A 12,939-nucleotide genomic window follows, 5' to 3' on the forward strand; every position below is an offset into this window, starting at 1 on the left:
GGAGAGTAAGAAATGCGGCTTCTCGTCGTTGGTAAACTGAACGGACAGCTCTCGGTCGCCGTGAAAATGGCGATGAACGCGGGCGCCAAGGTCTCGCACGTCGAGTCGACGGAGCAGGCGACCAATGCGCTGCGCGCGGGGCAGGGCGCCGACCTCCTGATGGTCGACTACGCGCTGGACATCGCCAGCCTGATCGCCGCCAACGAGAGCGAGCGGATGCGGGTGCCGGTGGTGGCTTGCGGCGTCGACGCCGATCCGATGCGCGCGGCCGCCGCCATCAAGGCCGGCGCCAAGGAATTCATCCCGCTGCCGCCGGACGCCGAGCTGATCGCCGCCGTCCTGGCCGCCGTGACCGACGACGAAAAGCCGATGGTCGTCCGCGACCCGGCCATGGAACAGGTCATCAAGCTGGCCGACCAGGTCGCGCCGTCCGAAGCCTCCATCCTGATCACCGGCGAAAGCGGTTCGGGTAAGGAGGTCATGGCCCGCTACGTCCACGGCAAGTCCCGCCGGGCCAAGGCGCCCTTCATCAGCGTCAACTGCGCCGCCATCCCCGAGAACCTGCTGGAAAGCGAGCTGTTCGGCCACGAGAAGGGCGCCTTCACCGGCGCCATGGCCCGCCGCATCGGCAAGTTCGAGGAAGCCGACGGCGGCACGCTGCTGCTGGACGAAATCAGCGAAATGGACGTGCGCCTGCAGGCCAAGCTGCTGCGCGCCATCCAGGAGCGCGAGATCGACCGCGTCGGCGGCTCCAAGCCGGTCAAGGTCAATATCCGCATCCTGGCGACCTCGAACCGCGACCTGGCCCAGTCCGTGAAGGACGGCCACTTCCGCGAAGACCTGCTGTACCGCCTGAACGTCGTGAACCTGCGCCTGCCGCCGCTGCGCGAGCGTCCGGCCGACGTGATCAGCCTGTGCGAGTTCTTCGTGAAGAAGTATTCGGCCGCCAACGGCATGCCGGAAAAGCCGATCTCGGCCGAGGCCAAGCGCCGCCTGATCGCCCACCGCTGGCCGGGCAACGTCCGCGAGCTGGAAAACGCCATGCACCGCGCGGTGCTGCTGTCGACCGGTCCGGAGATCGAAGAATTCGCCATCCGCCTGCCGGACGGCCAACAGCTGGCGCCGGCTCCGTCGCCGGACGCTCAAGTCGCCCGCGGCGCCCAGATGGCCGCCGACGCCGTTTCTCGTACTTTCGTGGGATCCACCGTGGCCGAAGTCGAACAGAAGCTGATCATCGACACCCTGGAGCACTGCCTGGGCAACCGCACCCACGCCGCCAACATCCTGGGCATCTCGATCCGCACCCTGCGCAACAAGCTCAAGGAATACGGCGACGCCGGCGTCCCCGTTCCGCCGCCGCAAGGTGGCGTGGGCGCCGCCGCCTGATAGGCCAACATGTCGCGGCGCCCGCGACACTCCGCGCGGCGCCGAACATGGCTAATTTTGGTTAAGGAGATGGCGGCGGACCGCAAATCGCTCCAAGCGCTGGTCTAGCTTATCCATCAACGGTTCAAGGTTCAGCATGGCCGACGCCGCCGCCCCGACAGCCGCGAGATCCGTCCCCAGCGCCAAGTCGCTGGTCGATGGGATCCTGCGCGGCGAAATGGGCCTGGCGGTCGGCGTCGTGGGCATCATCGTCCTGCTGATCCTGCCGGTTCCGGCCATCCTGCTGGACCTGCTGCTCTCGGTGTCGCTGACCGGATCGGTTCTGATCCTGATGACGGCGATCCTGATCAAGCGGCCGCTGGAATTCACCTCGTTCCCGACCGTCCTGCTGGTTTCGACCCTGTACCGGCTGGCCCTGAACGTCGCCTCGACCCGCCTGATCCTGAGCCACGGCCAGGAAGGCAGCGGCGGGGCCGGCGCGGTCATCGAGGCCTTCGGTCACCTGATGATGCAGGGCAACTTCGTCATCGGCGTCATCATCTTCATCATCCTGGTGGTGGTGAACTTCATGGTCGTCACCAAGGGTTCGGGCCGGATCGCCGAAGTGGCCGCCCGCTTCACCCTGGACGCCATGCCCGGCAAGCAGATGGCCATCGACGCCGACCTGTCGACGGGCCTGATCGACCAGGACCAGGCCAAGCTGCGCCGCAAGGAGCTGGAGCAGGAATCGACGTTCTTCGGCGCCATGGACGGCGCCAGCAAGTTCGTGAAGGGCGACGCGATCGCCGGCCTGATCATCACCGGCATCAACATCGTCGGCGGCATCATCATCGGTGTCGTGCAGCACAAGATCCCGATCGGCGAAGCCGCGTCGTCCTACACGATCATGACGATCGGTGACGGCCTGGTCAGCCAGATCCCGGCCCTGATCATCTCGATCGCCGCCGGTATGGTCGTGTCGAAGGCCGGCGTCGAAGGCTCGGCCGACAAGGCCCTGACCACCCAGCTGGCCATGAACCCGGTCGCCCTGGGCATGGTCTCGGCCTCGTCGGGCGTCATCGCCCTGATCCCGGGCATGCCGATCATCCCGTTCGCGGCCCTGTCGCTGGGCGCCGGGGCCCTGGCCTACAAGCGCATCCAGGACGCCAAGAAACCCAAGCCGATCGATCCGGCCCTGCTGGAACAGGCCTCCGCGCCCGCCGAGGCCGAGGAAGAGCCAATCAGCGCCTCGCTGGCCATCGACGACGTCAAGATCGAGCTGGGCTACGGCCTGCTGACCCTGATCAACGACCTGGACGGCCGCAAGCTGACCGACCAGATCCGCGCCCTGCGCAAGACCCTGGCCGGCGAGTTCGGCTTCGTCATGCCGCCGGTGCGGATCCTGGACAACATGCGCCTGGCCAACCAGGGCTACGCCATCCGCATCAAGGAAATGGAAGCCGGCGCCGGCGAAGTGCGCCTGGGCTCTCTGATGGCCATGGACCCGCGCGGCGGCCAGGTCGAGCTGCCCGGCGAGCACGTCCGCGAGCCCGCCTTCGGCCTGCCGGCCACCTGGATCGCCGACGACCTGCGCGAGGAAGCCACCTTCCGCGGCTACACGGTCGTCGACCCGGCCACCGTGCTGACGACGCACCTGACCGAGATCCTCAAGGAGAACATGGCCGACCTGCTGTCCTATGCCGAGGTGCAGAAGCTCCTGAAGGAGATGCCCGAGGCGCAGCGCAAGCTGGTCGACGACCTGATCCCCTCGACCGCCACGGCCACCACGGTGCAGCGCGTGCTACAGTCGCTGCTGAAGGAGCGGGTCTCGATCCGCGACCTGCCGCAGATCCTGGAAGGCATCGGCGAGGCCGCCCCGCACACCGCCTCGGTCACCCAGCTGGTCGAGCAGGTCCGCGCCCGTCTGGCCCGCCAGCTGTGCTGGGCCAACCGCGGCGACGACGGCGCGCTGCCGATCATCACCCTGTCGGCCGACTGGGAGCAGGCCTTCGCCGAAGCCCTGATCGGCCCCGGCGACGACAAGCAGCTGGCTCTGCCGCCCTCGCGCCTGCAGGACTTCATCCGCGGGGTTCGCGACAGCTTCGAACGCGCCGCCCTGGCCGGCGAAGCCCCGGTCCTGCTGACCAGCCCCGGCGTCCGCCCCTATGTCCGCTCGATCATCGAGCGCTTCCGCGGCCAGACCGTGGTCATGAGCCAGAACGAAATCCACCCGCGCGCCCGCCTGCGCACGGTGGGGATGGTCTAAAACTCAGCGGCTGTCGTAAAACCGTCATCGAGATGTCGCATTAGGGGCGGGCAGGTTGCTCTTTCCCATGGTGCTGTTTTGCATCCCAAGTTTACGCCCCTCGTCGCGCTTAGCGCGGCGGGCGCCTGCCTGCTGTCGTCGCCTGTTTTCGCGCAAGATACGCTGAGCCCCGAAGAGATCGCCGCCCTGCGCGCCGAGATCGCGGGGCTGAAGGCGCAGGTGCAGCGTATGGAGAGCCGCCTGGACGCGGCCAGCGGGATCCAGCGCACCGCGCCGGCTGCTCCTGTGGCCATCGCCGCCCCCGCCAAGCCCGCCAGCGCCGAGATCACCTGGAAGGGCTCGCCAGTGATCTCCGCCAGCGGCGGGCGCAGCTTCAAGGCCAAGGGGCGGATCCAGGCCGACGTCGGCTATGTCGACGCGCCCAAGGCCTTGGCCGATCGCGGCCTGGGCTACGCCGCCGAGATGCGCCGCATTCGCCTGGGCGGGGAGGGCGGATTGGGCGCCGGCATCGGCTACAAGCTGGAGCTGGAGCTTTCTGACAACACGGTGGACCTGGTCGACACCTTCGTGACCTACAAGGCCGGGCCGTGGTTGCTGGCGCTGGGCAACCAGAACCAGTTCCAGTCGCTGGACGAGCTGACCGGCGACACCTCGGGCTCGCTGATGGAGCGGGCGGCCTTCACCGACGCCTTCAATTTCGAGCGCCGACTGGGCTTGTCGGCCCAGTACGAGAAGGGCCCCTGGCTAGTCCAGGCGGGGCTGTTCGCCGACGACATCACCGCCCTGGCCAATGCCAGCGACGGCCCGGCCGGCGGCGATGAGAACAACAGCTATGGCCTGGACGGGCGGGTGGTCTATGCGCCCAAGATCGGCAAGACCCAGTGGCACTTCGGCGGCTCGGCCCACCAGCGTCAGCTCAAGCGGGTAGGCGACACAGCCACCCGCTATCGCCAGCGGCCTTACGTCCACACCAGCAACAGCCGCCTGATCGGAACGGCCGCTTTGCCGGTGCGCCAGGAGACCCACTACGGCCTGGAGGCCGGCTTCGTACGCGGCCGCTGGCACGGCGCGGCCGAGACCCACTGGCTGGACGCGCAGCTGAAGACCGGCCCGGACGCGCGGTTCTTCGGCGGTTATGCGGAGCTCGGTTTCTTCCTCACCGACGACACCCGTGGCTACAAGAGCGGCATCTTCGAGCGCGCCAAGCCGAAGAACCCCCTGGGCGGAGGCGGCCTGGGCACGCTGCAGGTCAATGTCCGCTACGACTATCTGGACCTGAACGATCGCAGCATCGTCGGCGGAACTCAGGACGCTTGGCTGGCGGCGCTGATCTGGCAGCCGGTCGAGTTCCTGCGCTTCAACCTCAACGCCGGGGTCCTGGCCTATACGGACGCTACGCCACTGCCCAACGGCGACCGCGACTACAAGGCGCGAGTGGCGGGAGCGCGGATGGAGCTGGATTTCTGATGTCTCCTTCTCCCCTTGCGGGAGAAGGTGGCGGCGAAGCCGACGGATGAGGGGTTGCACGGTCGCGCCGCGTGACCCCTCACCCGACCCGCTTCGCGGGCCACCCTCTCCCGCAAGGGGAGAGGGGGATCAGGCCGCTACAGGCTTCCCGGTCGGCCGATACTTCTCCGCGTCCGACGCAAACTCCGCATGCCCATACCGCGCCAGCTGCTTCTTCAGCTTGGCCACCAGATGCGCGTCGGCCAGGTCCGCCACGCCGGGGACATTCCGCGCCAGGCGATAGGCCATCAGCTGGCTGGTCACTAGCAGGGCCACCAAGCCGAACATCGCAAAGTCGCGCGGGCCGATCTCGACGCCCATGCGGCGGGCGGCGGCGACGTCGCCGTTCATGAAGTTGCGCAGGAAGAACACCTTGGAGAACCGCCGCTCGACCTTGTCGAACAGCCTGTTCTCCGGCCGCTCGTCGGGCGGCAGGTAGGCGTTCAGCGTGGCGCGGACCAGCTCGCCGCAGGTGGCGTCGTCGAAGCCGGCGCGCAGGGTGCCGCTGCGGGCGTTCATGGTGTCGACCACGCCCTGTGGGGTGTCGGCCAGCAGGTCCTCGGGCAGGCCCAGCAGGAAGCAGCGGTAGCGGGCCAGCTCGACCCGGGCCCGCTCGTCGGCGGTGAAGGTCTTCCGGCCCTGGCCGACGATCTTGTAGCTCATCAGGAAGATCGGGATCAGGCCGGCGGGCATCTGGTCGACCTGCGGGATCGGGATCCCATAGACGCCGACATCCCAGCGGTCCGAGCGCTTCAGGGCGTTGAACCGCACCATCGAGTGCATCAGCCGCACCATGGCCGCCGCGCGGAAGCCGGCCCCGTGGCGCTCCAGCGAGCCCGGCAGCAGGGTGGTGGTGAAGAAGGTCGCCGTCTCGTTGACCCGGCGGGCGGCCGTGTCGTTCGACAGGGTCCCGGTCAGGGCCATCGGCAGGGCGGCGTACTTGTTCATGAAGGTGGCGATGAATGCGCCCCGGATCGCGAAGGGGCCCAGATTGGCGGCGGCGTTGCGGTCCAGGCGCTGGCCTTCGCGGACCAGGTCCATGTCCAGCCAGTCGGGCGCGGCTTCCATGTCGGCGATGAAGGCGGCCAGTTCCGGCGGGGCGTCGGGAACGGCGTCGATCCCCTCGTCGCAGGCCTTGGTCAGCATCTGGATCAGCGGCCGGAAGCCGTACTGCGGCATCAGCGCCGCATAGGCGTCGGCCACCACGTCGCCCAGCATGGTGTAGGCCTTGATCAGCGCGACCTTGTCGGGATCCAGATTGCGCAGGCGCGGGGCCACGCTGGCCTTCGGGTCATCGGTGAAGCGCTCGGGCGTGCTGTCGAAATCGACGTCGCCATACAGCGCCGGCAGAAGCGTCTTCTGCGAGGCGACCTTGGCCCGGACCTTTTCCAGCGCGGTCATATGAACCTCTCGTAGCGGGATACGTGACGGATCCCTGTCTCGGGCTCTAGGTTATGCCCTCAAGACCCCCGCGCTACTCGCCTTGCCCGCATCCCGGAGGCCATGCCGCAAGTGACTGAAAAGACGAGGCGAACGCCGCGCCAATCACGGTCCGAGGCGACGGTCGAGGCGATTCTCGAGGCGGCCTTTCAACTTTTGGAGGCCGACGGGATCGAAGCCCTGACCACCAACCACATCGCCGAGCGGGCGGGGGTCAGCGTCGGCACGCTGTACCAGTACTTCGGCGGCAAGCAGGCGATCCTGGCGGGCCTGGCCCACAAGCGCGCCGAGGCCGCCCGCGACCGCATCGCCGAGATCGTCATCGCGGGTCCGGAGTTGGGCGCGGTGCGCCTGATCGTCCGCACTCTGGCGACCGCTTTCGAAGGCTCGCCCGCCACCCGCCGCGCGCTGCTGGACGCCCTGACGGCCGAGGGCGGCGACGACGTGGTCATGCGCAACCACGTCACCTTCTTCGACATGATCGCGGGCAAGGCTGCGCTGGGTTTCGACCTCTCGCCCGAGGCCGGCTTCGTGCTGACCCACGCCGTCGTCGGCCTGCTGCGGGCGGCCACGATCGAGAGCGAGCTGGCCCTGAACCCGCAGGCTTTGGAGGACGAGCTGGTGCGGCTGATGGAGGCCTATATTTCGGCGCTTCTGGTCGCGCGGAGCGCGTAGCCCTCACCCTCACGTCGACTTTCCGACGGAACCGTCAACGCAAGGTGACGTTGTTTTGGCCGGGAGGGGCTCCCGACGGAGAGTACAGAAATGACCAACAAGCTCGCCCTGCTCGCCGCCGCCGCGTCCCTGACGTTCGCTGGCGCCGCTTTCGCCCAGAGCACGACCACCACCAGCCAGACCACGACCGCCCCGGCCCCGACGGCCCCGGCGACGGCTCCGGCTCAAACCACCATGCCCGACCCGGCCGCGCCGACCTCGCCGACCACGGCCGCCCCGACTCAGTCGACGACGACCACCACCACGCCGGCCGGCTCGACCACCACCCAAAGCACGACGACGCCTTCGGCCAATCCGGCTGACGCGGCCGCCACCCCCAGCTCGGCCACCGTGGCCAGCTTCAAGGTCGGCTCGGCCGTGAAGGACGCCGCCGGCGTCTCGGTCGGCCAGATCACCGGCACGAGCACCGGCGCCGACGGCTCGACCAACGTCATCGTCACCAACGGCGGCGTGAAGTTCGCCCTGCCGGGCAATAGCCTGAGCGCGGGCGCCGATGGCAGCGTCTCGACCACGGCCACCAAGGCCCAGATCGACGCCACCGTCGCGGGCGCCAAGCCCCAGCAATAACGGCTCCTGACAGGACCGATACAACCGCGAGCCCGCTCGGCATTGCCGAGCGGGCTCGTCACTGGTAGCGATGACCCTCAAGAGGGGCGTTAATCGCCGACTTGGGGTTTCGTATGCCTCCGGCTAACAAGACTAAGCGTTCCGGCTCGCTGATGTGGGACCTGCTCACGTTCGACCGTCTGGTCACCGGGCCGGTGATTCACTTCATCTATTGGGCCGGCCTGGGCGTCGTGGCCCTGTTCGGCTTCTCGGTCGTCGGCGCCGCCGTGGGCCTGGCGCTGAAGGAGCCGGGCCTGGGCTCGCTGCTGCTGGCCTTCCCGGTGCTGATCGCGGGCCTGCTGGTCGCCGGCGCCCTGGTGCTGCTGTGGCGCGCCTTCTGCGAATTCTATGTCGCCATCTTCCGGATCAGCGAGGACCTGCGGGCCCTGCGCCAGACCAGCGATGCCGACCACGCCGCGCACCGCGCCCGCCAGCAGGCCGCGCAGCAACCGCCGCGCCAGCAGGTCTAGGCTCTATTTCGCCAGGATCTTGAGGCGCTCGCGCAGCGCCATCAACTCGTTCATCGGCGTGTCCAGCGCGCAGATCATCTGCTCGGGGACCGCCTCGGCCTGATCGCGCAGCGCGCGGCCCTTGTCGCTGAGGCCCACGATCACCCGCCGCTCGTCTTCCGGGTCGCGGTGGCGCTCGACGAGGCCACCGGCTTCCAGGCGCTTGAGCAGCGGGGTCAGGGTGCTGGAGTCGAGGTCCAGGGCGTCGCCCAGGGCCCCGACCGTCTGCGGGCTCTTCTCCCACAGCACCAGCATGGCCAGGTACTGCGGATAGGTCAGGCCTAGCGCGTCCAGCATGGGTCGATAAAGCCGCGTCATCCGGTTGGCCGCGCCGTAGAGGGCGAAGCACAACTGATTGTCCAGGCGCAGAGACTCTACGGGACGGTCGGACGGCGTCGGTTTCTTGCTCATTGGATCAAAGACTAGGCCGCCTTGACGGTAATAGCCACGTCCACGTTACCGCGCGTTGCATTCGAATACGGGCAGACCTGGTGCGCGGTGGCCACCAGCGCTTCGGCGTCGGCCTGGCTCAGGCCTTGGGTTTCGACTTCCAGGGCGACTTCCAGCTTGAAACCGACTTCCTGGGTGGCGAGGCCGACCTGGCCGGTCACGGTCGAGCCGGCCAGCGCGATCTTCTGGGTGCGGGCGACGTGGGCCATGGCGCTCTGGAAGCAGGCGGCGTAGCCGGCCGCGAACAGCTGCTCCGGATTGGTCCCGGTTTCCTTGCCGCCCAGGGCCTTGGGCATCGACAGCTGAACGTCCAGCAGGCCGTCTTCGCTGCGGGCTTGGCCGTCACGGCCGCCGACGACGGTGGCGCGGGTGGTGTAGAGGGTGGTCATCTTGGTAGCTCCCTTGCTTGGTTCGATGCAGAGGACTTAATCGCGCGCGATCAGTCTTCAAGTGCTGTTCGTGAAAAAAGATCGCGCGCGATGTAATCGATCCTCCACCGCGATGCGGGGGAGGTGGCCCGCAGGGCCGGAGGGGGCTAGCTGGGTAGAGGCCGCGCTGGCCCCCTCAGTCGCTCCGCGACAGCTCCCCCGTATCACGGGGGAGCATCTTTTTAGGCCGCCCAGGCGGCCGCGAAGCGCTTCAGCAGCGACCGCGCCGGGCTCTCGGCGCCAGCCTCGGCGGCTTCGAGGCGCAGGAACAGATCCCCAGCCTTATGCTGCGCCCGCGCGGGCAAGCCCTGGTTCGGCAACCGGACCAGCCCCCGGGCGGCGGCTTTGGTCGAGATCCAGGCCGGGCGGCGGCCCAGCGGGGTGTCGGCGTCGACGCGACCGCCTTCGGCCAGCACGCGCGGGTCGACCTTGCCCGTCAGCCACAGGTCGTCGCCGCGCACCAGGGCGCCGTCCTGGGCGCGATAGCGGACCTCGAACATCACGCCCTCGACCCGCACCTTGTCGCCTTCGCGCAGGCCGGCGGGCAGTTTCAGCCGCAGGTGTCGGCCGTCGATGGCGAGGTCCTCGGCGCCGCCGGCGACGGCGGTGGCGATGTCGATATCCAGGAACACCCGGTCGGCGATCGGCGGCGGGGTCGTCACCGCCGGCGGGAAGGTGGCCGGCTGGTAGGGATGCTCCTGCAGCAGGCGATAGGCGGCCAGCACGTCGCGGAACAGGGCCGCGTCGCCGGTCGGACGGTCGGGATGGGCCCGCTTGGCCGCCTCGCGATAGGCGGTGCGCAGCTCGCGCTCATCGGCGTCCGCGGCCACGCCCAGCAGGGCGCGGGCGGCGGAAAGCGTCAGGGCGGACGGACGGGCGGTCATTCCCGGGACCCTGCCGCCGGGATGGTCAACGGCGGGTTAAGTTAAGACTTTAGGGGCCATCCCCCTAAGGTATCGGCCGGGTGTGGTCCCTCGCGTCGCAGGGGCCTATATCAAGGCCATGAGCGCCGACCCGACCTTGATCCCCGCCTCGCCCAGCGAAGACGACTATGTCCGCCAGGTCACCGAGGCGGTTGCGCCGGCCCTGCTGTCGGAAGACGATCCGTTCGCCTTGTTCGCCGAGTGGCTGGAAGAGGCGGGCAAGAAGGAGCCCAACGATCCCAACGCCATGACCGTGTCGACCGTCGACGCCGACGGCATGCCGGACTCGCGCATGGTGCTCTTGAAGGACTTCGATCCGCGCGGCTTCGTCTTCTACACCAACACCCACAGCGCCAAGGGCCAGGAGCTGAACGCCCACCCCAAGGCCGCCATCCTGTTCCACTGGAAGTCGCTGCGCCGCCAGGTGCGGATCCGCGGGACCGTCGAGCCGACCACGCAAGCCGAGGCCGACGCCTATTTCGCCAGCCGCGCCCGCGCCAGCCAGATCGGCGCCTGGGCCAGCGACCAGTCGCAGCCTCTGCCCGACCGTCTGGCTCTTGAGAAACGCGTCGCCGAGATGGGCCTGAAGTTCGGCCTCTCCAAGGTGCCGCGCCCGCCGCACTGGTCGGGCTACCGTATCGTGCCGGTGACCATCGAGTTCTGGCGCGACCGCCCCTTCCGCCTGCATGAACGCCTGGTCTTCGACCGCGCGGATGGCGGTTGGACCACCAAGCGACTGTTTCCGTAGACTAAAGTCTAGCGGTTGAGTGTCTGGCGACGGAACATCCTTGAGGTGCGATTAACCGCCGGCGCCTAGGCTTTTGGCCGATGCGTCTAAGCTCGATCCTCACCTCCCTGGCGGCGGCGTTCACGCTGCTGGCCTGCGCGTCCGGCGCGTCGGCGGCCTGTACGGCCACGAGCACGGCGACGAGTTCGGCCACCTATTCGCCCAACGCCGTCACGCCCGTGACGCCCAGCATGGGGGCCGGTTTCGGCTGCGCGGCCGGCAGCCCGCTGTGGATCTCGTTCTCCGGCAACTATGTGAAGGCCACGATCACGACGTCGAACGGCTACAAGGTCAGCCAGGCCGGAGCGCCGGACATCAACTACGTGCTGTCGGCCGACGCGGCGGGGACCAAGCCGCTGTCGGGTACGGCGACCTACTACGTCAACGGCACGTCGGTGGATCTGGCCAACCTAATCGGCTTCGCGCCGACCAGCGTGCCTGTCTACATCAAGCCGACCATCGCGGGCGCGGTGAAGTCGGGGGTCTATACCGGCACGTTCACGATCCTGTGGGACTGGAGCCTGTGCTCGCTGGCCGTGGGCAGCAGCTGCATCGGGGTGACCGACAAGGACACCAAGTCGACCATCGTCACGGTCAATCTGACGATCAGCGGCGGCAAGCCGGCGACCGTCACGACGACGACGACCGTGGTCTATGACGACAAGAACGGCACGACGAACCCCAAGTCCATTCCGGGCAGCAAGCAGCGCACCACCGTCACGGTCAGCAATCCCGACACCTCGGCGCTGGCCAGCAACACGATGGAGCTGAAGATCGCCACCCCGGCGGGGACCTCGATCGCGCTGGACGGCGACGGCGCGGGCGGGGCGTCGGTGGTCTTCACCGAGGGCAGCCCGGCCTCGGGCCTGGCGTTCACCTACACGTCCTCGACCAGTTTGAGCGACGACGTCGAGTTCTCGTCCGACGGGGGCTCGAGCTGGCTGTTCCTGCCGACGGCGGCGACGCAAGCCCAGGTGACCCACATCCGCCTGAAGCCGCGCGGGGCGATGGCGGCGGGCTCGAACTTCAAGATCGCGGTCGCCTACACGGTTAAATGAGGCCTCAGGCGTAGGCGATCAGCCGGCCCAGGGCGCCGACCACCAGCCACAGGCTCAGCGAAGCGATCGCCATGGCCCGCGCGCCAGGCGGGACCGCGTGACCCCAGCGATCCAGCCGCTTGCCCCAAGCCAGGCGGAAGGCGACGGCATTGATCACCGCCAGTCCGATCAGGGCGAGCTTCCACAGGAACAGCGGCGAAGCGGCCAGCGTCTTGGCGTCGGCGGCGAACATCGTGAAGCCGCTGGGCAGCATCAGAACCAGACCCGCGATCGCCAGCGGCGTCAGGGCTCGCGACAGCGCCGCGACCGGCAGATTGCGCCAGAGCCCCGCCAGCCTGATGTCCAGCACGCCTACGCCGCCGACCAGCAACAGCAGGCCCAAGAGGTGGATCAGGTTGGCCAGCGGATAGGCATAGGCCGAGCCGCGCGCCCAGGCACCGAACGCCGAGGCCTGCAACGCCGCGATGGCCTCCATCCGCTAGCGCAGCTCGACGGTCTTGCCGTCGACGGTGACGCGCTCGATACGCATCTCGGGAACGCCGTCCTTGCGGGGATAGCCTTCCAGGGTCACGGCCTTGCCGGGCGCCAGCATGGCTTGGGACAGGCCGCGCGCTTCCATGCGGGCCACGGGGGCCAGAACCACGTCCCAGGTCTTGCCCTGGTAGCGGACCTTGGCCGCGCCGTGCGGATTGCCCCACGAGACCTCGGTCACCGGCCCGGTGACCTTGATGACCTTCTCGGCGTCGTAGGAGCTCCAGCCGTGGTGCGCGAAAGCGGCGACCGGAGCGGCGAGGGCGACGATCAGCGCCGCCGTGGGCAAGGGCCTGAACATGGATGATCTCCGTCTGTCCCCGACGCCTCTAGAG

The 12,939-nt window shown here is 68.5% G+C and carries 14 protein-coding genes and 1 pseudogene; 9 read left to right on the forward strand and 6 right to left on the reverse strand.

The annotated features are described in order from the left end of the window. Positions 1 to 12: 12 nt before the first annotated feature. From flbD to J7528_RS02570, 4 genes and pseudogenes are all read left to right on the forward strand, one after another. Positions 13 to 1,386 carry a sigma-54-dependent transcriptional regulator FlbD gene (gene flbD / locus J7528_RS02555; protein ID WP_291871001.1) on the forward strand — a complete coding sequence of 458 codons (1,374 nt, stop codon included), beginning with the start codon at positions 13 to 15 and terminating at the stop codon, positions 1,384 to 1,386. Positions 1,387 to 1,522: 136 nt separating this feature from the next. Then, a complete protein-coding gene (flhA, locus tag J7528_RS02560; protein WP_291871003.1) occupies positions 1,523 to 3,631 on the forward strand; it encodes a flagellar biosynthesis protein FlhA in 2,109 nt (702 codons plus the stop codon). Positions 3,632 to 3,709: 78 nt separating this feature from the next. After that, on the forward strand, positions 3,710 to 5,098 hold the full coding sequence (locus J7528_RS02565; RefSeq protein WP_291871005.1) for a porin: 1,389 nt from the start codon (positions 3,710 to 3,712) through the stop codon (positions 5,096 to 5,098). Positions 5,099 to 5,113: 15 nt separating this feature from the next. Beyond that, a pseudogene (locus J7528_RS02570) lies at positions 5,114 to 5,225 on the forward strand (hypothetical protein); the annotation flags it as partial. Positions 5,226 to 5,227: 2 nt separating this feature from the next. Here the strand turns inward: J7528_RS02570 and J7528_RS02575 are convergent. Continuing rightward, positions 5,228 to 6,538 (reverse strand): oxygenase MpaB family protein, encoded by a 1,311-nt coding sequence (locus tag J7528_RS02575; protein ID WP_291871008.1) that lies wholly within the window; start codon positions 6,536 to 6,538, stop codon positions 5,228 to 5,230. Positions 6,539 to 6,649: 111 nt separating this feature from the next. On the opposite strand from J7528_RS02575, the gene J7528_RS02580 reads away from it, so the two are divergent. From J7528_RS02580 to J7528_RS02590, 3 genes are all read left to right on the forward strand, one after another. Further along, positions 6,650 to 7,252 (forward strand): TetR/AcrR family transcriptional regulator, encoded by a 603-nt coding sequence (locus J7528_RS02580; RefSeq protein WP_291871313.1) that lies wholly within the window; start codon positions 6,650 to 6,652, stop codon positions 7,250 to 7,252. Between the two features lie 90 nt (positions 7,253 to 7,342). Then, on the forward strand, positions 7,343 to 7,879 hold the full coding sequence (locus tag J7528_RS02585) for a hypothetical protein (RefSeq protein ID WP_291871010.1): 537 nt from the start codon (positions 7,343 to 7,345) through the stop codon (positions 7,877 to 7,879). Positions 7,880 to 7,980: 101 nt separating this feature from the next. After that, complete coding sequence (locus tag J7528_RS02590; protein ID WP_291871012.1) at positions 7,981 to 8,388, forward strand: DUF4282 domain-containing protein; 408 nt, start codon at positions 7,981 to 7,983, stop codon at positions 8,386 to 8,388. A gap of 3 nt (positions 8,389 to 8,391) precedes the next feature. Here the strand turns inward: J7528_RS02590 and J7528_RS02595 are convergent, their stop codons facing one another. From J7528_RS02595 to J7528_RS02605, 3 genes are all read right to left on the reverse strand, one after another. Beyond that, positions 8,392 to 8,838, reverse strand: a complete 447-nt coding sequence (locus J7528_RS02595) for a MarR family transcriptional regulator (protein WP_291871014.1) — start codon at positions 8,836 to 8,838, stop codon at positions 8,392 to 8,394. Positions 8,839 to 8,849: 11 nt separating this feature from the next. Beyond that, on the reverse strand, positions 8,850 to 9,266 hold the full coding sequence (locus J7528_RS02600) for an organic hydroperoxide resistance protein (protein WP_291871016.1): 417 nt from the start codon (positions 9,264 to 9,266) through the stop codon (positions 8,850 to 8,852). Between the two features lie 221 nt (positions 9,267 to 9,487). Then, positions 9,488 to 10,189, reverse strand: coding sequence for a DnaJ domain-containing protein (locus tag J7528_RS02605; protein ID WP_291871018.1), 702 nt, complete (start codon positions 10,187 to 10,189; stop codon positions 9,488 to 9,490). Between the two features lie 118 nt (positions 10,190 to 10,307). On the opposite strand from J7528_RS02605, the gene pdxH reads away from it, so the two are divergent. Both pdxH and J7528_RS02615 read left to right on the forward strand, forming a co-directional pair. Next, positions 10,308 to 10,976, forward strand: a complete 669-nt coding sequence (gene pdxH / locus J7528_RS02610; RefSeq protein WP_291871315.1) for a pyridoxamine 5'-phosphate oxidase — start codon at positions 10,308 to 10,310, stop codon at positions 10,974 to 10,976. Positions 10,977 to 11,056: 80 nt separating this feature from the next. After that, positions 11,057 to 12,073 carry a hypothetical protein gene (locus J7528_RS02615; RefSeq protein WP_291871019.1) on the forward strand — a complete coding sequence of 339 codons (1,017 nt, stop codon included), beginning with the start codon at positions 11,057 to 11,059 and terminating at the stop codon, positions 12,071 to 12,073. Positions 12,074 to 12,077: 4 nt separating this feature from the next. Here J7528_RS02615 and J7528_RS02620 read toward each other — a convergent pair whose 3' ends face one another. After that, complete coding sequence (locus J7528_RS02620) at positions 12,078 to 12,548, reverse strand: hypothetical protein (protein ID WP_291871021.1); 471 nt, start codon at positions 12,546 to 12,548, stop codon at positions 12,078 to 12,080. Between the two features lie 3 nt (positions 12,549 to 12,551). Next, a complete protein-coding gene (locus J7528_RS02625; protein ID WP_291871023.1) occupies positions 12,552 to 12,905 on the reverse strand; it encodes a DUF6152 family protein in 354 nt (117 codons plus the stop codon). Positions 12,906 to 12,939 lie beyond the last annotated feature (34 nt).

The organism is Caulobacter sp. (assembly GCF_017744445.1).
GTDB lineage: Bacteria > Pseudomonadota > Alphaproteobacteria > Caulobacterales > Caulobacteraceae > Caulobacter.